Genomic DNA, 21,365 nt, shown 5'->3' on the forward strand with positions numbered 1-21,365 from the left:
ATGCCTCCTTTTTTCAGCTATTTTTCATATAAAAATGACGTATCTCTCGTCTCGACTAATTGTGTCGCATTTTTTGTCAAATAGGCAATGATTGTATCTGATAATGCATTGCCAAAGCTAAAACGTTTAACGCCTAATTGTTGTAGCGTCTTACAATTCGTTAAACCTGGTAAACTCATTAAATTAATGGGAGCATCTATAGCTGAAGTAATTTCTTTTATTTCTTCATGATCTATCAGCCCAGGTATAAAAATTCCACTAGCACCACTGTCCACATATGCCTTTGCTCTTGTCATTGTTTCCACAAATGGTTGCTCCGTTTGAAAATATGTATCTGTCCTTGCATTAATAAAAAAGTCTTTATAGCCATGTTGATCTAACATCATTCTCATTTCTTCTAATAAGGAGCAATGTTCATTCATATTTCTTAGTCCTTTTTGTTGTTTTAGTGAATCCTCAATATTGATCCCTGCTACGCCAATATCGGCTGTTCTTAATACATTATCCAAAATTGTTTTCGTATCGCTTCCATACCCTGCCTCAATATCTGCTGAAACTGGGATATTTACATTATCCGTAATTGCTTTAATTATAGCTAAATGTCTATTAAAATCTATACATTCACCATCTGCATATCCGAGCGAATTCGCGATTCCCCAGCTTGTTGTACCAATTGCTTTAAATCCTATTTTTTCTAGTGTTAATGCAGATAGTAAATCCCAAGCATTCCCTAATAATAATAAATCTTGTGTGGCATGTAACGCATTGAATGTTTTTATTGTTGTCATATTTAATCCCCCTATACGTGATAGGTATCATCTTATCAGGGGTTCAACAATCATTTCGTCCTCATTCTTGCTCTTATGGTCTAATACAAGCACTTTAATGCCAATTAAAAAGCCACATCTTTGCACCAATTATTAAAAATCCCTTCTAGCATAATGCTAAAAGGGACTTTTATTATTTCTGCCAATTACTTAATTCCTTTAATAGCTCTGGCAATTGTAATTTTCTTACATCTATCGGTGGTAATGCATGAATAAATTCTTTTCCATACGATTTTGTGCTAATACGGCGATCTAACACAATAAATGCGCCCTTATCTTGCGAAGAACGGATTAATCGGCCAAAACCTTGCTTAAAACGCATAATCGCTTCAGGTAAAGACAGCTCCGTAAATGAGTTACGCCCTTGCATTGTGAGGTGTTTGGCACGTGCCTTGAACACTGGCTCCTCTGGAGAAGAGAATGGCAGACGTACAACGATTACGGAAGAAAGTGCGTCACCTGGGACGTCTACTCCTTCCCAAAAGCTATTTGTTCCAAATAACACTGCTTGGCTAAATTTCTGAAACGATTTGAGAATACGCATCCGACTACCACCAGTAACACCCTGTGCAAAGAGCATATAATCATCGAGTAGTTCACTATCTTGTATTAGCTCGACTGTTTTTCGCAGCATATCTTGTGCCGTGAATAAGACAAAGCAGCGACCCTCCGTCATGCGAACCGTACGTGTAATGGCGTGCGCAACTGCCTCGATATATTCCGCCTGCGTAACTTTTTGAATATCCGGCATATCCGTGACGATAAACGCCTTTGCACCTGCATAGTACGAAGGAGGTGCCTGTAACTGTACGACCTGCACACTGTCTGAAATACCTAGCTGACGTGTAATAAAACGTTCATTGCCTGGTACAGTTAATGTTCCTGAAGTCCAGACGATACTTGCTTGGTTACGTAGTGGTGCAAGTACCTTTTCAATGATTGGTGTGACATTTACCGGCTTTTTATAAACATGTAGACTACCTGGTACACTGCGCAAATCAAACTCAAACCACACTGAATTATCATCCTGTGGTAATAGGAAAATTTCCTCCCATTCTGCAATTCTTAGCTTCATTTCACGAATCCAATAATGCCACTCGGATAATATAAACACTTCATTTTTGTCTAATTGCTCAATATTATTTTCAAAAGCTTTGCCAGCTTCTACAGCAAGGTCTAGCCATTGCTGTAATAGTTTGCTTACTTGTAAAAGTGGCTCTTTTGCAAGTAATACATCCTCTAAAAACAGTGTACACTTGCTACTTGCCTGTTTGCCTTTAATTTGCTGTTGTACTTTTTGTACTACACGCTGAATTGTTTCGTCAAACACACGCTGTAGGCGTATAAATTGTTTGTCGAGTTGCTGTAAGCTTTGCATCGGAATGCGTTGCTTCTTCTTTGCAGCCTGACTAAATTGCTGAAAGAGAGCTGTTTCTTCCATTGTACCAATTTGGCCAAAAACATATTTCCATTGGGTATATGAAAAGACCGTTTCATCTTGTTGCATAGCTGCTTGAATAACTTGATGTGCTTCGTCAATAATCCAACCATCGATTTGTGTGAAAATTGGCGTTTGACGAACTAAATCACTAATTACCATCGCGTGATTCGTCACGATGCAATCCGCTGTTGCACTATTTTTTAATGCTTGCTCGTAGAAATCAAAGCCTTTTGTCGATTTTTCATCAGGTATTTTGCGGATTTTTTCTAAAAATAGCTGTCCTCCACCAGAAACATTGAGTTCACTTAACACACCTGTTTGGGTTTTTGTCAGCCATACAAGCAATTGTAAAATTGTAAACGTATCATCATATGATTCATCTGCATATGCCATACACTGCTCAAAGCGTGCGAGGTCAATATAATGTTGCATGCCTTTAAGTACTGCAACGTTTACTTTTGTGCCAAGAATTCTTTCGATTTTTGGTAGTTCCTCTTCTACAAGCTGCTCCTGTAAATGTGCTGTATACGTACTAATCGCTATTTTTTTATTGTGCTCTCGTGCATATAGAATACCAGGTAAAAGATAACCAACCGTTTTACCGATGCCTGTAGAAGCCTCGATAATACATTCTTCTTTCATGTTTAATGCTTGCCAAATTGTATCCATCATCGCAAATTGAGCTGGTCGTTGCTCGAAGTTAGGTATAGCCTTTGTCATCATTGCTTCTTTGTCTTTTGCAGTTTGAGGATAGGGTGCTAGCTCTGGCTTAAGAACCTGTTTTTGGCGACCATCACAAATCGCAAAATTGCGATAGTAAGTAATATTTTCATCAGTCGAACTTTGATGGCGTTTTATTTGTAGTGCCTCAAAGAAAAGCTGGGATAAATTAGATTTTAAACGGAACGAGCGTTTATGCATTTGTTCAAGCGTTAGCTGTGGAAGGTTTAAAAGCTCATTCCAACTACGTTTAAAAAGCTCAGCTGTTGCAAGTGCGTCATCGTCCGCTCTATGTGCATTTTCAAGTTCAATATTTAAATCCGCTGCTAAATCACCTAGCTTAAAACTAAGTGACATAGGGAATAAAATTTTTGCTAGCTCTACCGTATCCATTTTCTTACCATGCCATTTCGGTAAACCAGCTCGTTTGAATTCTGCTTGTAAAAAGGATAAGTCAAAATCGGTATTATGCGCGACAAAAACACAATCGGCAATCAATTCATATATGTAGTCCGCATGTGCCTCAAACGGCAAGGCATCTTTGACATCCTCGTCCGTAATATGCGTTAAATCTTGAATAAAGGACGGTATCGATTTACCCGGATGTATAAACTTTGTAAAGGTGCGCTCAATTTTCCAATCCTTCATTATTACAATGGCAATTTGAATCATCCGGTCACCATTTGCTGGAGAATGACCTGTCGTCTCCAAATCAACAATTGCATACTTTTGACTTTCCATCATACATCTCAACTCACAGTTCACATTAGATAGATGAATTTTATCATACATTCATCTATCTGGTCATCCTTGCGCCATTTCAATCCCAAATTGTGTGAGAATTGTGTGAGTGACTGGCACTCTTACAGGCACACACAAAAATCCACGTCGCTTTCTGAGGGCACAATATAAGTTCCCTAAGAAGCTTCGTGGATTTTCACTTAAATAATTTTTACAAGCAAATTTCAGAATTGTTTTAGAATTGTGTGAGTGACAGGCACCTTTTAATATACAGTTGCTTCAGGTTCGTAGGCAATCATTTCTTTTATTGTATTACCTTCTCCCATTATCGCAACAGTCGGTTTATGCTCTTTTGCCTCCACATTATCTACATAAACATAAGAGATAATGATGACGATATCTCCTCGTTGTACAAGACGTGCTGCTGCGCCATTGACGCAAATAACGCCTGACCCACGCTCACCTGCAATAATATAAGTTTCAAAGCGAGCACCATTATTATTATTTACGATATGCACTTTTTCGTTTGGTAGCATACCAACTGCATCTAAAATATCCTCATCGATTGTGATGGATCCTACATAATTTAAATCCGCTTCCGTTACAGTAGCACGGTGGATTTTGCCATTCATCATCATTCGTAACATGTTATTTTCCTTCTTTCACATTAAAGATACAATTATCGATTAATCGCGTTTGACCGATATAAACAGCCGCCGCTAAAAGAATTTGTTCCGTTTGAGCTGTTACTGGTAGTAGGTCTGGGTAAGCCAATAATTCAATATAATCAATTTTTCCATGTGTGCGTGCAGTAATGTGCGCCTTTGCTTTTGCCAGTGCTCCTGTTGCATCACCATTTGCTAAAAAGCTATCTCTAGCAAGCTGTAAAGCCTCATATATAGCCGGTGCTTCACGACGATCTATAGCACTCAAATAGACATTGCGCGAAGATTTTGCTAAGCCGTCCTCCTCACGTACGATAGGCACGACACGCATTTCTAACGGGAAATGATAATCACGTACCATCGTAGCGATAATAGCTGCTTGCTGTGCATCCTTTTGACCGAAATACGCACGGTTTGGCTGGGTTAAGTGAAATAATATAGATACAACCTGTAATACGCCATCAAAATGCCCTGGTCGGCTTGCCCCACATAAAATGGTTGCCTGCTCACCTGCATAGATGCGAATACCACCATTGTGCGGATATATCTCTTCAACACTTGGTGCAAAGACTATATCTACACCTACAGATTGTGCTAAAGCCGTGTCTCGTTCTAAATCACGAGGATAACTTTCAAAGTCCTCGTTTGGACCAAATTGCGTCGGATTAACGAAAATACTCATAACAACAAGGTCATTTTCTACACGTGCTTTTGACGCTAATGTTAAATGGCCTTCATGCAAATAACCCATCGTTGGCACTAAACCAATTGTTTGTTGCGCTAGCTTTGCTGCTCGAATTTCTGCAGTTAGTGCTTCGATTGTCTTGATGACTTTCATTTATTTAACGCCTCCGTATAGCTGATCCAATGCCTCATCCTTCATCGTGAAGGAGTGGTTTAATGTAGGGAATGTCCCCGCCTTAACGCCATTTACAAAATTAGCAATGCCACTACTTGCTTCACTTCCCATATCAGCAAAGCGTTCCACAAATTTTGGTACATGATGTGATCCATAGCTAAGCATGTCATGGAAAACTAACACTTGTCCATCTGCCTCTAGTCCAGCGCCAATGCCAATCGTAGGAATAATTAATGCAGTGGAAACTAACTTGGTTAGCTGATGTGGAATACATTCTAATACAATTGCACAAGCGCCCGCAGCTTCACATTTTTTGGCATCCTCAATAAGTTGTTTTGCCTGTTCCGCTGTCTTTCCCTGTACCTTATAGCCACCAAGCACTCCTGCTAATTGCGGCTGCAAGCCTAAGTGCGCAACAACCGGAATACCAGCTGATGTTAATTTACTAATAACTGGCAGTACATCCCCTGCCCCTTCTAGCTTGAGAGCATCTGCACCCGTTTCCTGCATCATGGTTACCGCAGTTTTTAAAGTGTCGTTAATATCACCTTGATAAGACCCAAATGGCATATCTACGATTACAAACGTATTTTTCGCCCCTCGTCGTACAGCTTTTGCATGGTGAACCATATCCGCTACGGTAACTGGCATCGTTGAAGGATAACCAAGTACTACCATTCCAAGCGAATCGCCTACTAGAATCATTTCAACGCCTGCTTCTTCTGCAAATGTTGCAGAAGGGTAATCGTACGCCGTTAACATAACGATTTTCTCTCCTGCTGCTTTCATTTTTAAAAAATCTGATGTCGTCTTCATTGTGTAATCCTCCTTTTTTTAAGGAAAAAAACAAAAAGACCTTTCTATTCCTAAAAATGGACAGAAAGGTCATGTGCTCGTTCAGAACCGTTTTACCTCATTGTTGTTAACATACCAGCAGGATTTTGTGTGCCTAAGCAACTAAAAATCTGTGACATGAGGATGAGGTTTTAACTTCATTTAAACAAATAGAAATCAGCCATTTCACTTCTTATAGTTAGACTGTTTCTACTTAATCAAGTTAAATTTTGAACGCATCGTTTTCTTCCGTCCCTGTCTATAAAGATCAAGGCAGATATTTGTTGTAATTTGTCAATTGCTTTTGAAGGTGCCGTTCACAAAGGATACTGCCCTTCAGCATTACTATAACAGATTCCAATTAATCTTCAAATATTTTTTTCTAGCAATTGACTTCCCATGGAATTTCGTCAGAACATTATTTTCACAAAAATTGACAAACAATACTATACGTCATATACTATCAGCATACTATACAACATATAATATAAAACCTTGTATAGGTAATTGAATGTGAGGTGGGAAGATGACATTTCAGCTAGGCTCCGCATTACTCGATGCTTGTGTACTTGCGATTGTTGATAAGGAGGATGCATATGGCTACTCATTAACACAGCAGGTACAATCTGTGATGGATATATCCGAATCAACACTGTATCCGGTTTTACGCCGTTTACAAAAAGCAAACTACCTAACAACATATGACCAGCCCTACCAAGGGAGAAATAGACGGTATTATCAAATAACCGAGCAAGGGCGTATACGATTGCTAGAGCTTTTACAGGAGTGGCAAATGTATAAGCAAAAAGTTGACTGTGTACTTTTAGGAGGGAAATTAGATGGATAAAGTAAGCTATTTAAAAAAGCTACGAGGCAAATTACGTCGGCTTCCAGCGCATGAGCTAAATGCTGCGCTTGTCTATTATGAAGAGTATTTTGATGAAGCAGGCGTAGAAAATGAGCAGCAAGTCATTTCACAACTAGGTTCTCCCTCTGTTGTTGCTTCACAAATAATGGCTGACTTTGCTTTAAAAGATTTAGATGCAACACCCGCTTCTACAAAGAAAAATATGACCGCTATTTGGCTTATTATTCTTGCAATATTGTCGGCACCACTTTCTTTACCATTACTAGCTGTTGCGGTAGCACTTATTATATCAGTTGGAGCAGTCATCTTTAGCGTTGTTGTGGCGATTGTTGCAACAGTTTTAAGCATCTTTTTAGGCGGAGTTATGGCACTTATTGCGGGCTTCTTTGTTTTAACAGAGCACTGGCCAACAGCATTTCTCTTTATGGGAATAGGACTAATTGTAACAGGATTGGGCGTTCTACTTTTCCCTGCCGTAGCTCGCTTGATTAAGAAAATTGGGCTTGTTTGTGTAGAAGTATTGGCAAGTTTATTCCGTAAAATTACAAAAAAGCGTAAAGGGGGATTTTAGATGATTTCGCGATATAAGCTCATTGCGCTTAGTATGATTACTTTAGGTATTTTACTTGCCGTAATTGGTTTTTCTTCTGGAGGAAGATGGTTTATCTTACAAGGGGATAACGGCTTCACTGTTCCTGCTAAAAATGGGCTTGAAAATAATTTTCATGCACTTGAAGCATTTACAGACCTGCACATAATCAATGACTACGGAGATGTTGAAATACTTCAGTCAGATAGCTATACATTAGAAACAAATGTTATGAAAAATACGGACGTAACTTATAGCATTAAAGATGGTACTTTGACAGTTGAAACTAAAAGTAAAAGAAAAAGCGGCATGACGATTGGCATCGGGACCTTCAAATCACCTTCCATTAAAATTACGGTTCCAAAAGATACAATACTAAATTCCATAGTTATTGACAGTAATTTTGGCGATACAACGCTTAAAGGGTTCCAATACAAGCAACTAAGCCTTAATGAGGATTATGGAGATATTCTATTGAAGAATATTGTTGGAGAAAATACCGAGATTACTCAGTCTTTTGGTGATTTAACATTCGAGCAATTTAAAAGTAACGGCCTTGTTGTTGAAAGTGAGCATGGGGATATTACTATTAATGGGACACTTAACGGTCAATCCAAGATCACCTCTAGCTTTGGAGATGCTACACTATACTTAGACAATAAAAAAAGTGATGTAGGTTTCGAATTGAATACAAGCTTCGGAGATATTTCAGTGAATGATAGTTCGCAAAATAGTAAGGTTTCTCAGCTCCTTGCAGGAGAAAATCAGCTAAGCGTTTCTCTTTCACATGGAGATATAGAATTATCTCTAAAATAAATAAAAAATAAAGATGCTGGGACGGAGTAGAAAAAGTGTTAGATTGATTACAATCAATCTAACACTTTTTCCTATGACGTTGATGTCAGCTACGATGGGCGCTTGCCACTAGTGTTCTCTTCTAATTTTTTATTGATTGCAAAAGAAAGAAGAAATGTTCTTCTCTAAAATTAAATAGCAAAATTTACGAACAAAGCATTGTCCCAGTAGTATCTTCTTTTTATAAAATTTTAATATCACCCGAATAAATTGTTCGAATTGTACCATCATTTAAAGTTAGCTGTAGCACACCTTCATCTGTAATGCCGCTTGCAATACCTTCAACACGTTCTCGCAAAGTCGTCACTTCAATACGCTGTCCTATTGTGCAAGACATTTGCTCCCATAGCTCTTTAATACTGGAAAAGCCCTCTTTTACGAATAGCTCAGTAAACTGCTCTAAATATTGTAAAATCGTTGCAACAAGTGCAGCACGATTAATTTCCTCTCCTGCAGCTATGCTTAGCGACGTGGCAATATTTGCGATGTCAGGAGAAAAATCTTTTTCTTGCTGGTTAGCATTAATACCAATCCCAACAAGTAATGCTTGGACAAGGTCTGCCTCTGCCTGCATTTCTGTTAAAATTCCTGTACATTTTTTGCCGTTAATAAGTAAATCATTTGGCCACTTTATTGCAGGCTCTACATGTTTGTATAATGTTTTAATCGCCATTGTAACTGCAACGGCAACGACAAGTGTAAATGAAGATGCTTGCTGTGGTGATACATCTGGTCGTAAAATAATGGTCATCCAAATACCTGTACCTTTTGCTGATTCCCATGGTCTAGACATGCGGCCACGTCCTGCCGTTTGTTCTTCACCAATAACAATCGTACCATCTGGGGCACCTTCTTGTGCTAGCTTATGCGCAATTGTTTGTGTGGAATCCACGACATCAAAATAGTGAATTTGTCGACCTAACCGCTCTGTTTTTAAAAATAATTCTAATTGTGTTGGGCTTAAGCTATTCGGCACACCAGTTAATACATAGCCTTTTTTCTTAACAGTTTCAAAAGTGTAGCCTTCCTCCTGTAACGTCTGCATATGCTTCCAAATTGCAGTACGCGACACCCCTAGTGAATCTGCCAACTCTTGTCCTGAAACCGCCTTACCGCTAGCTGCTAATAATCTCTTTAAAATTTCATCCTTCATGGACATACTCATACTCAAACCAATCCTTTAGTATTTTTCTTCATTGCATCTAATCACAACAGTGGCATTTCAAAAATATCATCTATAACTAACATGGCTCGTTAGCATGAAATGCCTATAAGATTTACCATTCATGCTTTAAAATACTGTATAAAAGGGAATCTCGCCAGCCATCTCTTAATAGCAAATCTTGTCTTATTTTCCCTTCTTCAATCATACCGATTTTTTCTAATACTTTAGCAGAGCTCCATCTCTCTCAGTATAACTCTCTTACCTATTAAATGGTCAATCAGCATAAAACCCTCTTGATTGAAATTTTGTTTATGTATAAATCGTTTCTAGTTTTTTCACTTAACATCCCAACAAAAAGATAAAGCAAGTGACCTTTTAATGACGTAATTTCAATGGTCACTTTTTGTCACTTGCATTATTTTCATTATATAATCAACTATTCATCCTTTAAGGACATACTTCCGCTCAAACCAATCTTTAATGTGGTTTCGCTCATTAGTAAGTTCCCCAAGAACAACGGCCGTTAAAATTAATTGCAAGGCTTCCTTTAACCAAGGTCCCCGTTTTTGTCCAGACCATTGCAATAAATCCATTCCATTCACTACAAGCTCTTGACGATGCCTTATTGGTAAGCTTGCCTGAACCTCCCGTATGCTTTCCTGCGAGTTGTTCATTAGTCCTTTCAACTGTGCAAAGTATTGTGCTGCTTCGAGCTCCTCTTGCGAATACGTAAAATAGTCCATACTCGTCCAACCCTTTTGGAACGCATGGAACGCACTTATAACAGCCTTAACAAATGCCATTTCCTTATTCGATAACCGATAGGCACGTAACACTTCCTGCCATCGGTCTTCTTGTATAAGAGCAAAATAAGCCCAACCGCAAGTTGCATTTTGTACAGTAAAGCCTTGCCAATGTTCTACTTGGAAGTCTCCTTGCAAATAGGACACTAGTCCACTTTCTTCAAGCTTTCTCATGCCATTATAAACATCTTTCCCTATCCACAGCTTATCAAGTTCGGCCTTAATGCGCTCTTTGGCAACCCATTCAATATCGGAAGCTTTTTCCTGTATTGCCTGAAGTGTCTCAGCTTCGATTGAAAAGCCAAGCTGGGCTGAAAAACGCACAGCCCTTAGCATTCGTAAGGCATCCTCAGCAAAACGCACTTTTGCTTCTCCTACTGCTCGAATAACGCCAGCCTCAATATCACGCTGCCCATTATAATAATCTACAAACGTGCCATCCCGACGCATAGCTATTGCATTCATCGTAAAATCACGACGTTGTAAATCCTCTTTCAGGGACCTTACAAAATGGACTTCCTCTGGTCTTCGATGATCCGTATACTCTCCATCTGTGCGATAGGTTGTTACTTCAACTGGTGCAGTTGGCTCAAGAACAAGCACGGTGCCATGTTGAATCCCAATATCAACGGTACGAATAAAAACAGTTTTAACTTCTTGTGGCAATGCATTTGTCGCTACATCTACATCATGTGCTGGACGTTTTAATAGGGCGTCTCGCACAGCTCCTCCTACGACAACTGCCTCAAAGCCTGCCTCCTCTAATTGTTCAATAACTGAGAAAGCAGCTTGCCATTCTTTATTGTTTTGCATGGTTTTTATCAGCAACCTTTTCATACAGTTGTTCATACTGCTCGACAATTTTAGATGAGTGGAATTTTTCACTAACTGCACGCATCGCTGCTTCGCGGAAACGAAGTAATTTATCTTCATCGTTCAATAACTGTACAGCATAGTCAGCTACCGCATCCGTATCGCCTAATTCCACTAAATAGCCATCTACACCATGATCAATGACTTCTGGTATTCCACCAACGGTCGTACCAATACATGGCACACCACAAGCCATTGCTTCAAGCAATACAAGTCCAAAAGATTCCTGCTGTGAAAGTAATAACTTCAGATCACTAATAGCGTACAATTCATCTAAATTTTCTTGTTTACCTAAAAATAAGACGTCCTTGACATACGGGCTTTCTTTTACTTGATCCATCACACGATGCTTTTCAGGTCCATCCCCTACTAACAATAGCTTCGCTTTTACATTTCCACGGATTTTCATAAATGCATCAATAATATGAGGGAGGTTCTTAATTTTACGGAAGTTAGAAACATGAATGATGACTTTCTCATCTTCTTGAATGCCAAACTGCTCTTTTAAGTTACCAGCGTTTTGCGGACGATAGACACGCTCATCCACGAAGTTGTAAATCGTTTCAATTGGCTTAACAGTATCAATAAGTTCGTAGGTTTGTTCTTTTAGTGACTCTGAAACTGCTGTTACAATATCAGACTTATCAATACCATATTTGATGGCTTGTGACAGCGTAGAATCCTGTCCAAGTACGGAAATATCCGTGCCATGGAGTGTTGTCACAATACCAATATTTTGCCCACTCATTTCTCGGGCTAGCACCGCACATACGGCATGTGGGATTGCATAATGTACATGTAATACGTCTAACCCTTCATCTTTAATCACGTCCGCCATTTTACTCGCTAATGCAATATCATACGGCGAATACTGAAATACTGAATAATTGTTTACTTCTACTTCATGGAAAAAGACGGTCGGATAAATTTTGTTCAATCGAAATGGTACGCTTGAGGTGATGAAATGAATTTCGTGGCCTCTCTCTGCAAGCATTTTTCCTAATTCTGTTGCAATCACACCAGAGCCTCCAACTGTTGGATAACAGGTAATGCCGATTTTTAGCTTTCTCATTCGATAATCATCCTTTCTTAATTCACGTCTTTTTAGTCTCGTCTTTCTTGAATCAGTCTCCAATCCACAAAGCCCTCTTGTAGGCCTTTTAATAGTATTTCTGCAGTTCCCATATTTGTTGCCAGTGGCACTTGGTAAACATCACAAAGACGGATAAGTGCAGAAACATCTGGCTCATGTGGTTGTGCTGTTAATGGGTCACGGAAGAAAATGACCATGTCCATATCATTATTGGCGATCATAGCGCCAATTTGTTGGTCCCCACCAAGGGGACCCGAGCGAAAACGTGTAACCTCTAAGCTAGTAGCATCCATAACACGTTGCCCTGTTGTACCTGTTGCATAAAGCGTATGTTCATTTAAAATATCACGGTAAGCAATAGCAAACTGTACTAGATTATCTTTTTTGCGATCATGTGCAATTAATGCGATTTTCATAAGTTTTCCATCCGTTCTTTAGATGATGTTTTCTAAACCATAAACTAGCTGATCCATTTTCATAACTTCTTCTACACAAAATGCTACACCGGACATAAAGGAGTTACGATTTAATGAGTCATGACGGATTGTTAATAGTTGACCGTCTCCTCCAAACAATACTTGCTGATGTGCCACTAAACCAGGTAAGCGAACAGAATGAATTCGCATACCATCAAAATCAGCCCCTCTTGCTCCTTCAATCGTTTCTTTTTCCTGTGGATGACCTTGCGTTTTCTGTGCTCGCACCTCTTGGATCAGTTGTGCCGTTTTGACACCAGTACCAGATGGCGCATCCAACTTTTGGTCATGGTGCATTTCAATGATCTCTACATCTGGTAAGTATTTTGCTGCTTCTTTAGCAAATTTCATCATCAGGATTGCCCCAATTGCAAAGTTTGGTGCGATAATGCAGCCTAACTCCTTCTCATTAGCAAGTGCTGATAGTTCTTCAAGCTGAGCATCTGTAAAACCAGTTGTGCCAATAACAGGTCGTACATTTAAATTTAAAGCCTCTTTTGTATGATTGTATACTGCATGTGGATTCGTTAAATCTACTAAAACGTCAGGGGCAGTTGCTTCTACTAGCTCGTTCATATCTGTAAATATTGGTGCTGTATAGCTTGCTGGGAACATTTCTAAATCAGCTAATGTCTGGCCAACCTCTTTATAATCTAGTACAGCTACTAACTCCATTTTGGCATGTTTCATAACTGTATGTACAGCTTCAGCTCCCATTTTTCCTCTTGGCCCTGCAATTGCTACACGAATCGACATTATTCCTCTTCCTTTCTTGTCCAGCGATCCTTATCTCTTGTTTCAAATTTATGTATGACACGTAAAAGTGCCTCATCTAATTTTATACCTTGTGCATTAGCAAAGCATACTAAAACAAAGAAAAAGTCACCTAATTCTTCTTCAATACTATTCGTATCTTCAGTGCTTTTTTTCTTTTTCTGTCCGTAAACATCTTGCACTTCGCGCGACAATTCTCCAAGCTCCTCCGTTAAACGTGCGAGTAGTTCAAAAGGAGGAAAATAACCTTCCTTAAATTGTCCAATATAGTCATCCACACGTTTTTGCAAGGCTTGCATCGTTATCTGTTCTGTCATCCAATATCACACTCCTATTTACCATCGTATAAAATTTACACCATTGTTGTCAAAAACAATAAAATGACAGATAATATAACCACTACTTCATAGTTAGGAATTACAGGAGGTCATATGTTCAAACAGATCAAAATTCGTAATATTATCGCAATAATGCTCGGAGCAGCCATTTATAGCTTTGGTTTTGTACATTTTAATATGCAAAATCAGCTAGGTGAAGGTGGTTTTAGTGGGATTACCCTTGTTCTCTATTTTACACTAGGTTGGGACCCCGCATTACTTAATTTAATCTTGAATATTCCAATGTTTATTTTAGGTTGGCGCCTACTCGGTAAAAAATCTTTTATCTACACATTAATAGGTACAATTTCAGTATCCATTTTCTTGAAAATTTTTCAGAAATATCAGTTCACTATTCACTTAGAGGATGATTTATTCCTCGTGGCATTGTTTGCTGGTGTTTTCGTTGGACTAGGGTTAGGTATTGTCTTCCGCTATGGTGGCACTACGGGCGGTGTGGATATATTAGCACGACTAGGACATAAATATCTAGGCTGGAGTATGGGTAAAACAATGTTCATATTCGATGCCATTGTTATTTTAATATCTTGGCTAACATTTTTAGATGCACGTTCAATGATGTACACGCTTGTTGCTGTCTTTGTAGGGGCGCGCGTAATTGATTTTGTTCAGGACGGTGCCTATGCAGGACGTGGAGCACTCATTATTTCCGAAAAATCTAGTGCAATTGCGGATATGATTGCATTGCGCATGGAACGAGGCGTCACTATTTTAGAAGGGCATGGGCACTTTACAAAGCAGGCAAAAGAAGTGATATACTGCGTTGTGGGCCGCAATGAAGTTGTACGTTTAAAATCGATTATCCATGAGGTCGATCCTCATGCCTTCGTCTCTATTTCTGAAGTTCGAGATGTTGCTGGAGAAGGCTTCACTCTTGACGATCAAAAACAGCCATTACATTGAGAATAGGAACAAAGAGAAAAGTGTTAGATTGACGGTAATTCAATCTAACACTTTTTATTGCTACGAAGTTGTCCGCTACGGCGGTTGCTTTCAGCAGATTTTTTCGGCGATTCGTGGACTTTTATCGGCGATTTCTTCTGTCTTACCGGCGATTCCCGCCACTCAAAGTAGGGGAAGTCATCTGCTTATTAACAAAGAAATAAAAAAACTTGTTATAGTGGTTATCCCACTATAACAAGTTTTTCTTAGTCGTCATTACGCATATTTGTAAAGATTAAAATTAATCGTAATAATTCTAAAACAGCTACTGCAGCAGCAGCTACATAAGTTAACGCAGCGGCACTTAACACTTTACGTGCTGGACGTTCCTCTTCGTTCGTAATAATACCAAGTGAATTCATTTGCACGAGAGCGCGCTTTGATGCGTCGAACTCAACTGGTAATGTTACTAATTGGAACACTACGCCTGCTGCTAATAAAACGATACCTAACAATAACATATTAGATAAACCAGAAAAAATTCCGATCATAACGAAAACCCAAGATGCGTTTGATGAAATATTCGCAACTGGAACAAGCTTACTACGTAAAGTAAGCATTGAATATGCCTCTTTATGCTGAATGGCATGGCCTACTTCATGGGCAGCAACTGCTGCACCTGCTACACTTGCCTCATAAAAGTTACTCTCTGATAATGCGACTGTTTTTGTCGCAGGGTTGTAGTGATCAGATAACACACCTTGTGTTGGCACAACTCGCACATCGTACAAGCCGTTCGCATCTAAGATCGCCCTTGCTACCTCAGCACCAGTTTGTCCCTTCATGGTACGTTCCTTTGCAAACTTATTATACGTACCTTTTACCTTCATTTGAGCGTACAATGGCAGTAGCATAATAATCGCAAAATAAACAATATACATGCCTGTTGACAATTTCCTAACCCCTTTCTACCTCGATACTATAATTCTATAGAGATTTCTCTAATTGGGCAAATATTTGCGCCACCTAATTGAGAAAATAGCGATAAAAATACAAGCAATTGATAACCAAAAAGTAAAGTATCCAATGGCACTTGTATATTCAGCTAAATCACGATACATTGGCATTTGCCCAAATACATAGTCTATGACATCATTATGCAAGGTCCATACAGCTGCAACCACAATATGCCAATATGAAAATACATATTTACCGATGTAAAGGACGCCTTGTAATGCCATCGCAAAATGTGAGCCGATTAGCATCCAGCCTTGCCAGCCGATGTAGCCTGTTTCAACTAGAGTCCAGAGATTCATTACATCTGCCCAAATACCATATTTAACTAATGTGACAAGTGCTAACACTTCCATCAATGGCCATCTTTTTCCTAATATCCAAGCCAACAGCACAAAACAAAAAAACAAACTAGCAGTCGGACTATCTGGTACAAAAATATAAAAAATCGGCTTCGTAATCGCTAATTGCCAGCCATACCAATAATAGCCGTAAATCGTTCCTAATAAGTTGATAAGTAGTAATACTATTAAAAATGTTTTATGCGTAAGGAGGTACCAAATATTTGCACGTGTCATTTGCATGATTAAAACTCCTTTACTATCCGTCCATACTAAGATGTCTTTTTCTTTAATTTTTATGTATTTTTTGGCGGCTAAGCCTTTATGGCACTTTTATGTTTCAACAAGTGCTAATTACAAAATGAAGTTTTAGTCATAGACTTTCCTAATTAATTATATCAAATCCATGTGCTAAATGTTTAATAAAAGCTAGAAAAAAAGAGTCAGTTTCCCGACTCTTTTTAAAATTATTCAGCTTTTAAGCTTTCGATAAACTCAGCTAGCTTTTGAAGATCTTCATCAGATCCTGTCCATAAACCTGCTGGCATTTTACCACTTGGTGAACCATTGTGGGCAATGTCTTTAATCTCATCAGCTGTTAAGCCTGTATTCATAAGTGTTGGCGCACCAGCACCACCTTCTAAGCCTTCACCATGACATGTAATACATGCAGAGCCAGCATAGATTTGGTAACCTTCTGAGCCTTTATCGAACTCTACAGTTTCCACGATAGCACCTTGAATTTTTTGAGCTTCCCAGTCATGATTTACAACTGACTCCCAAGTTAAATAGAACATAGCAGCCAATGTTAATAACATAAACGCAGTTGGTAACGGGCGTTTAGACGGACGGCGTTCTGGACTCTTATCTAAAAATGGCATTAATAATAGCGCTCCAAATGCTAGACCTGGAATGACAATTGCTCCGATAACATTATATGGACCAGAAGCAAATGAGTATTTTAAGAGTTGGTACATGAATAAGAAGTACCAGTCCGGTAATGGCGTGTATGCTCTTGTTGGATCAGCTGGCCCTTCAAGTGGAGATGGGTGAGCGACTGTTAACAATAAATAAGCGATTAAGAAAACAGCACCTACCATCCATTCTTTTAGTAAGAAGTTCGGCCAGAAAGCTTCAGTTTTACCTGGATATTCGGAATAATCCTTTGGAACGTTCGGCATTCTGTGATTCGCTTTAATACGAGAATCGCCGACAAATTTCATTCCTTTTCCGCGATGCATAGTGTCCCCTCCTTTAAAAAATCATCGAACCGTCAAGAAATATTACAACGGCCCTGAAATTCCTTGACGACGAATCATGATAAAGTGTGCTGCAAGTAACCCAAACAATACTGCAGGCAAGAAGAATACATGAATCGCAAAGAATCGTGTTAACGTTTGAGCACCAAGAATAGTACTGTCACCCGCTAATAATACTTTAATCATCGAACCAATAAATGGTACAGATGCCGCAATTTCGATACCTACTTTAGTAGCGAACAATGCTTTCATATCCCATGGTAATAAGTATCCTGTAAAGCCAAGACCCATCATTACACCAAAAATACCTACACCAACCATCCAGTTTAACTCACGAGGTTTCTTATAAGAACCTGTGAAGAATACACGAAGCGTATGTAAGAACATCATTACAATTACTAATGAAGCTCCCCAGTGGTGCATACCGCGCACGATTTCACCAAATGCTACTTCGTTTTGTAAATAATAAACTGATTTCCAGGCATTCACGACGTCTGGTACATAGTACATTGTTAAGAACATACCAGATAGAATTTGAATTACTGTGATGAAAAATGTTAATCCACCGAAGCAGTAAACGAATGCTGAAAAATGGTGTGCAGGGTTCACGTGCTCTGGCACTTCGTGGTCGGCAATATCACGCCAAATAGGTGTAATATCTAATCGTTCATCGACCCAATCATAAATTTTGTTTAGCACTGAATTCGTACCCCCTTACAAATTAAACTAGAGTATTTGCTCTTGCTGGACCAATCTCTAAATAACCATCTTTTTCTTGTACTTCAAATTCATCCAACGGACCTAGAGGCGGTGTACCTGCAATGTTTTTCCCGTTTTTCTCGTAACGCCCTGCATGACAAGGACAGAAGAATTGATTTGGGTGTGCTGAATCGCCATTCCAGTCCACCATACATCCTAAATGCTTACAAACAGGTGATAGAGCAATTATTTGGTCGCCTTCTTTGTAAACCCAAGCTACGTTAGTAACATTAGATTTGTACCAAGCGTCAACTTGTTCAAATGTGAAGTCAACTTTAACTGGCTCTGTATTGATGTCAGCGACTTTATGCTCGGTTTTGATAAAATCCCCACCCTCATGCTTTTGTAAAACTGGGTCAATTGCAAAACGAACCATTGGCATCAACATACCTGCCGCCATAAATCCGCCAACACCAGTAAGTGTGTAGCTTAGAAATTGACGACGTGAAACTCGATTGTTACTCATCCTTTTCCCCCCTCTAACTTTAAAGGTCAGTCCAACGGACATACTTTTACAAATAGTAATACTAGGACATATCTATGATATATCAAGTCCATAGCTTGGTCAATATAGCATTCTGTGGAAACCTGGAGAATGTGAACATTTATTGAAACAAATTGCTAAATTTGTGCCCATTTGGTCGAAAATACAGGTATTACTTGACGTAACTGATCTTCGAGAATGGTATTTTTCACGCTCATATCCATGGATTCTAGTGGAATAGCTGGTAACCAAATAATATTTACAACATCTCCAATATTTGTCCAAAAATGGTCACAAGTAATGAAGAACACATGCTTAAAGCCAGCAGTATGTAATTGAGTTTCTAATTGCACTGGCATTTCTTCGTTTTTCAAGGCAGTACTATACGAAAATGGTGGCATGACTAATAAGCGGCCTTTAAACTGTTGTTCGATAAAAGCTGTAAGCGATAACAAAAAATCTGATTCTGCACCACTTTGCTTCAATTTTTCAGCAGTAAAATCGATTCCTACAAGTGGAATAATTGCCGTATCAATAAAATCCTTCTGCGCTAAAAACGATGTCACATCGTTTGCATTAAAATACATCCAATAACCCCCCTACTGTTACAAATATAAAAATGCCCTTTTCCACTCTTTTATAGGATAACCAATAAAAAGTGAAAACAATCATTCACTAGTCATGTTACCATATAGAGGTGGATAAAGGGCATTCAATTTTTACCTATTGACTTAAGACTATTGTAAATTGGCAGTTTCTTTTAAAACTTGTAACAAATTAGACAATTCATAAAATCGTTCTTCATCGCCTTTATCTAAGGCTTCATCAATTTGTGCGAGTAATTTTTCTTCTTGGAATACGAGTAAACTATTGGAAAGTAACTCTTCTGCCAGTAAACGGTCTTTTTCACTAACAATTAATGTTTCTGGCATATAAGGGTTTTCTTCAAGAACTGCTAAGTATTGTGCACTTGGCGGTATATTTGGGAAGTTCAATTGTATATACATATCTTCTTGTTCATGTAAACGTAAGTCATGGAACGATTTTTCAGCATCGGCTGTCATCACATTGCCTTTATAAAAACGAAATGGTACACCTGTTGAGTCTACTGTAGACATCACCATAGCTCTAGGACAATAGTGCGCTTCTTCTACAAACCGTATTCGTTTTAACAACTCATCATTACTTAATAAGTAATTTAAAATCCATACACACTCACGACGTTTTAATTGGTAATTTTTCAAAAACCAGCGAACAAATGCTTTTTTATCGACAACTGATACAGAAGCAGTCATACCCACTCCCTCCTTTACTCTAATTCTAAGCCTTCTAACATCTCTTGCCATTGTGGTTCACCCGGTTGAAGCTTGATTAAATGACCGAGAACTTCTTTAACTTCAGAACGCTTGCCTTCTTCTAATAAGAAATAAACATATTTTTCTAAAAATGCTGCGTCTTCCTTAAAATCAGTATATGCCAAACGGTAAAATTCGTATGCACGGTCGTACAATTCTAAATTTGCATATGCGTCTGCAGCGTAAGGATATAAAGTTATCCATTCAAAATCATTTTTTTGTAATGTCTCAAATAATTCAACGACATCTTCATAGCGTTCTTGTTGCGTAAATACGGAAATAAGCGTTAGCACGGCTTCCATATACTCAGGATCTAACGCAATTGCTTCTCGTAAATAATTTTCTGCTTCTTCTGGCAAAGCGTTTTTTAATGCCATTTTACCTGCAAATAAGAATAATGATTTATCGTACTCATCGCGCATCAAGCCTTCTTTAATAGCTGTATAAGCTTTTTTATTGTCCTCCGTCATGGCATAGCTTTCCGCTAGCAATAAATAAGCTGAGAAATAGTCAGGGTCTAATTCTTTTAAGTCCTCTAATTGCTTAATCGCCAATTCATATTTTTGCGATTGAAACGCAGCATATGCAGCACCAAATAAAGTATCTGGTTTCACTTCGTCATCTAGAGCTGCTAAATAATAGTCTAATGCTGTTTCATAGGCAGCGCCCGCACGATATACTTCTGCTAGTCGTTCAACAAGACTGACGCCTGCAAATTCCTCTTGTTGTTCATGTAATTCTTCGTAAAGGCGCGCAGCCTCTAGAAAACGTCCTGTCTCAAATAACAACTCTGCTTTAGCAAAATGTAGTAGTGGCTCATCTGGTAAGATCGCTAACGCCTCATTTATGCGCTTTTCTGCCACTTCAAATAAACCTTGCATTTGATAGTAATCGGCTAGCACTAGTAATGCTTGCGGATACTCTGGGGCTGTATCTTCGACTGCTAACAACATGTCTAATGCCTCGTCCTCATCACCAAGTTCCATTAAGACGTTGGCACGGTCAATTTTTAGTTGTGCCTCCTCTGGGAATAAAAATTGCAGATGCTCCAGTACACGGTCCGCTTCTTTCATGTAACCATATTGCATAAAAACTTCCGCTAGTGCGTATATTTCCTCAGGTAATTCCTTCATTAAAAAAGATTCTAGAAGCTGATCTATTAAAGCTAAATCCCCTTGCTCAAGTGCTTGCATCATTTCCGTCATTGCATTATTCACAGTCATTCACCTATTCTTTCATGTATATCTTTATGCTACAAAATATTCTCTTTTGAAACAAGAAAAAACTCCC

General features: G+C 38.8%; 23 protein-coding genes. 4 read left to right on the plus strand and 19 right to left on the minus strand.

Annotation, left to right across the window (positions count from 1 at the left end; all coding sequences use genetic code 11):
- Nucleotides 1–17: 17 nt before the first annotated feature.
- From ACIP9C_RS02240 to panB, 5 genes are all read right to left on the minus strand, one after another.
- Entirely contained in the window at nucleotides 18–788 is a 771-nt protein-coding gene (locus tag ACIP9C_RS02240; RefSeq protein WP_401008239.1) for an isocitrate lyase/PEP mutase family protein, read from the minus strand.
- A 172-nt stretch (nucleotides 789–960) separates the two neighbouring features.
- Nucleotides 961–3,732, minus strand: coding sequence for an ATP-dependent DNA helicase DinG (gene dinG, locus ACIP9C_RS02245; protein WP_401008241.1), 2,772 nt, complete (start codon nucleotides 3,730–3,732; stop codon nucleotides 961–963).
- A 260-nt stretch (nucleotides 3,733–3,992) separates the two neighbouring features.
- Nucleotides 3,993–4,376, minus strand: coding sequence for an aspartate 1-decarboxylase (gene panD, locus ACIP9C_RS02250; RefSeq protein ID WP_401008243.1), 384 nt, complete (start codon nucleotides 4,374–4,376; stop codon nucleotides 3,993–3,995).
- A 1-nt stretch (nucleotide 4,377) separates the two neighbouring features.
- Nucleotides 4,378–5,232 (minus strand): pantoate--beta-alanine ligase, encoded by an 855-nt coding sequence (gene panC, locus ACIP9C_RS02255; protein WP_401008245.1) that lies wholly within the window; start codon nucleotides 5,230–5,232, stop codon nucleotides 4,378–4,380.
- Entirely contained in the window at nucleotides 5,233–6,069 is an 837-nt protein-coding gene (gene panB, locus ACIP9C_RS02260; protein ID WP_401008247.1) for a 3-methyl-2-oxobutanoate hydroxymethyltransferase, read from the minus strand. It abuts the gene before it with no gap.
- A gap of 544 nt (nucleotides 6,070–6,613) precedes the next feature.
- Here panB and ACIP9C_RS02265 point away from each other — a divergent pair.
- Genes ACIP9C_RS02265 through ACIP9C_RS02275 form a run of 3 tightly spaced genes read left to right on the plus strand, consistent with a single transcriptional unit; the run spans nucleotide 6,614 to nucleotide 8,360 of the window.
- Nucleotides 6,614–6,934 (plus strand): PadR family transcriptional regulator, encoded by a 321-nt coding sequence (locus tag ACIP9C_RS02265; protein WP_173478483.1) that lies wholly within the window; start codon nucleotides 6,614–6,616, stop codon nucleotides 6,932–6,934.
- Entirely contained in the window at nucleotides 6,927–7,526 is a 600-nt protein-coding gene (locus ACIP9C_RS02270; protein WP_401008249.1) for a DUF1700 domain-containing protein, read from the plus strand. The genes ACIP9C_RS02265 and ACIP9C_RS02270 overlap by 8 nt, the downstream gene beginning before the upstream one ends.
- Nucleotides 7,527–8,360 (plus strand): DUF4097 family beta strand repeat-containing protein, encoded by an 834-nt coding sequence (locus ACIP9C_RS02275; protein WP_401008251.1) that lies wholly within the window; start codon nucleotides 7,527–7,529, stop codon nucleotides 8,358–8,360.
- A gap of 220 nt (nucleotides 8,361–8,580) precedes the next feature.
- On the opposite strand, the gene ACIP9C_RS02280 is transcribed toward ACIP9C_RS02275, so the two are convergent.
- The 6 genes from ACIP9C_RS02280 to ACIP9C_RS02305 all read right to left on the minus strand — a co-directional run bounded on the left by ACIP9C_RS02280 (nucleotide 8,581) and on the right by ACIP9C_RS02305 (nucleotide 13,900).
- Entirely contained in the window at nucleotides 8,581–9,564 is a 984-nt protein-coding gene (locus ACIP9C_RS02280; RefSeq protein ID WP_401008253.1) for a biotin--[acetyl-CoA-carboxylase] ligase, read from the minus strand.
- A 440-nt stretch (nucleotides 9,565–10,004) separates the two neighbouring features.
- Nucleotides 10,005–11,180: a CCA tRNA nucleotidyltransferase gene (locus ACIP9C_RS02285; protein ID WP_401008255.1), complete on the minus strand. Its 1,176-nt coding sequence runs from the start codon at nucleotides 11,178–11,180 to the stop codon at nucleotides 10,005–10,007.
- Nucleotides 11,167–12,312, minus strand: a complete 1,146-nt coding sequence (gene bshA / locus ACIP9C_RS02290) for an N-acetyl-alpha-D-glucosaminyl L-malate synthase BshA (RefSeq protein ID WP_401008257.1) — start codon at nucleotides 12,310–12,312, stop codon at nucleotides 11,167–11,169. The genes ACIP9C_RS02285 and bshA overlap by 14 nt, the downstream gene beginning before the upstream one ends.
- A 32-nt stretch (nucleotides 12,313–12,344) precedes the next feature.
- Nucleotides 12,345–12,749 (minus strand): methylglyoxal synthase, encoded by a 405-nt coding sequence (gene mgsA, locus ACIP9C_RS02295; RefSeq protein ID WP_401008259.1) that lies wholly within the window; start codon nucleotides 12,747–12,749, stop codon nucleotides 12,345–12,347.
- Between the two features lie 18 nt (nucleotides 12,750–12,767).
- Nucleotides 12,768–13,565, minus strand: coding sequence for a 4-hydroxy-tetrahydrodipicolinate reductase (dapB, locus tag ACIP9C_RS02300; RefSeq protein WP_340825187.1), 798 nt, complete (start codon nucleotides 13,563–13,565; stop codon nucleotides 12,768–12,770).
- Nucleotides 13,565–13,900, minus strand: coding sequence for a nucleotide pyrophosphohydrolase (locus ACIP9C_RS02305; protein WP_401008261.1), 336 nt, complete (start codon nucleotides 13,898–13,900; stop codon nucleotides 13,565–13,567). Before ACIP9C_RS02305 ends, dapB begins: the two co-directional genes overlap by 1 nt.
- A 114-nt stretch (nucleotides 13,901–14,014) precedes the next feature.
- Between ACIP9C_RS02305 and ACIP9C_RS02310 the strand changes: the two genes are divergently transcribed.
- A complete protein-coding gene (locus ACIP9C_RS02310) occupies nucleotides 14,015–14,884 on the plus strand; it encodes a YitT family protein (protein ID WP_401008262.1) in 870 nt (289 codons plus the stop codon).
- A gap of 245 nt (nucleotides 14,885–15,129) precedes the next feature.
- Here the strand turns inward: ACIP9C_RS02310 and ACIP9C_RS02315 are convergent, their stop codons facing one another.
- From ACIP9C_RS02315 to ACIP9C_RS02350, 8 genes are all read right to left on the minus strand, one after another.
- Nucleotides 15,130–15,804 carry a zinc metallopeptidase gene (locus ACIP9C_RS02315; RefSeq protein WP_340826499.1) on the minus strand — a complete coding sequence of 225 codons (675 nt, stop codon included), beginning with the start codon at nucleotides 15,802–15,804 and terminating at the stop codon, nucleotides 15,130–15,132.
- 60 nt (nucleotides 15,805–15,864) lie between these two features.
- Nucleotides 15,865–16,461, minus strand: coding sequence for a lipoprotein heptaprenylglyceryl N-acetyltransferase LhaT (gene lhaT / locus ACIP9C_RS02320; protein WP_401008265.1), 597 nt, complete (start codon nucleotides 16,459–16,461; stop codon nucleotides 15,865–15,867).
- 224 nt (nucleotides 16,462–16,685) lie between these two features.
- Nucleotides 16,686–17,459 (minus strand): menaquinol-cytochrome c reductase cytochrome b/c subunit, encoded by a 774-nt coding sequence (locus tag ACIP9C_RS02325; RefSeq protein WP_340825191.1) that lies wholly within the window; start codon nucleotides 17,457–17,459, stop codon nucleotides 16,686–16,688.
- 42 nt (nucleotides 17,460–17,501) lie between these two features.
- Nucleotides 17,502–18,176: a menaquinol-cytochrome c reductase cytochrome b subunit gene (qcrB, locus tag ACIP9C_RS02330; protein ID WP_024364262.1), complete on the minus strand. Its 675-nt coding sequence runs from the start codon at nucleotides 18,174–18,176 to the stop codon at nucleotides 17,502–17,504.
- Nucleotides 18,177–18,198: 22 nt separating this feature from the next.
- Complete coding sequence (locus ACIP9C_RS02335) at nucleotides 18,199–18,702, minus strand: Rieske (2Fe-2S) protein (RefSeq protein ID WP_401008267.1); 504 nt, start codon at nucleotides 18,700–18,702, stop codon at nucleotides 18,199–18,201.
- 155 nt (nucleotides 18,703–18,857) lie between these two features.
- On the minus strand, nucleotides 18,858–19,307 hold the full coding sequence (locus ACIP9C_RS02340) for a DUF2487 family protein (RefSeq protein WP_401008269.1): 450 nt from the start codon (nucleotides 19,305–19,307) through the stop codon (nucleotides 18,858–18,860).
- 150 nt (nucleotides 19,308–19,457) lie between these two features.
- Nucleotides 19,458–20,015, minus strand: coding sequence for a ReoY family proteolytic degradation factor (locus ACIP9C_RS02345; RefSeq protein WP_024364265.1), 558 nt, complete (start codon nucleotides 20,013–20,015; stop codon nucleotides 19,458–19,460).
- A gap of 14 nt (nucleotides 20,016–20,029) precedes the next feature.
- The gene (locus tag ACIP9C_RS02350; RefSeq protein WP_401008271.1) at nucleotides 20,030–21,298 is read right to left on the minus strand and encodes a tetratricopeptide repeat protein; all 1,269 of its coding nucleotides are present in this window, start codon (nucleotides 21,296–21,298) and stop codon (nucleotides 20,030–20,032) included.
- Nucleotides 21,299–21,365 lie beyond the last annotated feature (67 nt).

The organism is Lysinibacillus sp. NPDC093210, assembly GCF_044753985.1.
In the GTDB taxonomy this organism is placed as follows: Bacteria; Bacillota; Bacilli; order Bacillales_A; family Planococcaceae; genus Lysinibacillus.

What these genes read in the sequence shown, in the direction of transcription:
- ACIP9C_RS02240 (WP_401008239.1), bottom strand. Translation starts at nt 788, where the DNA reads ATGACAACAATAAAAACATTCAATGCGTTACATGCCACACAAGATTTA.
- dinG (WP_401008241.1), bottom strand. Translation starts at nt 3,732, where the DNA reads ATGATGGAAAGTCAAAAGTATGCAATTGTTGATTTGGAGACGACAGGT.
- panD (WP_401008243.1), bottom strand. Translation starts at nt 4,376, where the DNA reads ATGTTACGAATGATGATGAATGGCAAAATCCACCGTGCTACTGTAACG.
- panC (WP_401008245.1), bottom strand. Translation starts at nt 5,232, where the DNA reads ATGAAAGTCATCAAGACAATCGAAGCACTAACTGCAGAAATTCGAGCA.
- panB (WP_401008247.1), bottom strand. Translation starts at nt 6,069, where the DNA reads ATGAAGACGACATCAGATTTTTTAAAAATGAAAGCAGCAGGAGAGAAA.
- ACIP9C_RS02265 (WP_173478483.1), top strand. Translation starts at nt 6,614, where the DNA reads ATGACATTTCAGCTAGGCTCCGCATTACTCGATGCTTGTGTACTTGCG.
- ACIP9C_RS02270 (WP_401008249.1), top strand. Translation starts at nt 6,927, where the DNA reads ATGGATAAAGTAAGCTATTTAAAAAAGCTACGAGGCAAATTACGTCGG.
- ACIP9C_RS02275 (WP_401008251.1), top strand. Translation starts at nt 7,527, where the DNA reads ATGATTTCGCGATATAAGCTCATTGCGCTTAGTATGATTACTTTAGGT.
- ACIP9C_RS02280 (WP_401008253.1), bottom strand. Translation starts at nt 9,564, where the DNA reads ATGAGTATGTCCATGAAGGATGAAATTTTAAAGAGATTATTAGCAGCT.
- ACIP9C_RS02285 (WP_401008255.1), bottom strand. Translation starts at nt 11,180, where the DNA reads ATGCAAAACAATAAAGAATGGCAAGCTGCTTTCTCAGTTATTGAACAA.
- bshA (WP_401008257.1), bottom strand. Translation starts at nt 12,312, where the DNA reads ATGAGAAAGCTAAAAATCGGCATTACCTGTTATCCAACAGTTGGAGGC.
- mgsA (WP_401008259.1), bottom strand. Translation starts at nt 12,749, where the DNA reads ATGAAAATCGCATTAATTGCACATGATCGCAAAAAAGATAATCTAGTA.
- dapB (WP_340825187.1), bottom strand. Translation starts at nt 13,565, where the DNA reads ATGTCGATTCGTGTAGCAATTGCAGGGCCAAGAGGAAAAATGGGAGCT.
- ACIP9C_RS02305 (WP_401008261.1), bottom strand. Translation starts at nt 13,900, where the DNA reads ATGACAGAACAGATAACGATGCAAGCCTTGCAAAAACGTGTGGATGAC.
- ACIP9C_RS02310 (WP_401008262.1), top strand. Translation starts at nt 14,015, where the DNA reads ATGTTCAAACAGATCAAAATTCGTAATATTATCGCAATAATGCTCGGA.
- ACIP9C_RS02315 (WP_340826499.1), bottom strand. Translation starts at nt 15,804, where the DNA reads ATGTATATTGTTTATTTTGCGATTATTATGCTACTGCCATTGTACGCT.
- lhaT (WP_401008265.1), bottom strand. Translation starts at nt 16,461, where the DNA reads ATGCAAATGACACGTGCAAATATTTGGTACCTCCTTACGCATAAAACA.
- ACIP9C_RS02325 (WP_340825191.1), bottom strand. Translation starts at nt 17,459, where the DNA reads ATGCATCGCGGAAAAGGAATGAAATTTGTCGGCGATTCTCGTATTAAA.
- ACIP9C_RS02335 (WP_401008267.1), bottom strand. Translation starts at nt 18,702, where the DNA reads ATGAGTAACAATCGAGTTTCACGTCGTCAATTTCTAAGCTACACACTT.
- ACIP9C_RS02340 (WP_401008269.1), bottom strand. Translation starts at nt 19,307, where the DNA reads ATGTATTTTAATGCAAACGATGTGACATCGTTTTTAGCGCAGAAGGAT.
- ACIP9C_RS02345 (WP_024364265.1), bottom strand. Translation starts at nt 20,015, where the DNA reads ATGACTGCTTCTGTATCAGTTGTCGATAAAAAAGCATTTGTTCGCTGG.
- ACIP9C_RS02350 (WP_401008271.1), bottom strand. Translation starts at nt 21,298, where the DNA reads ATGACTGTGAATAATGCAATGACGGAAATGATGCAAGCACTTGAGCAA.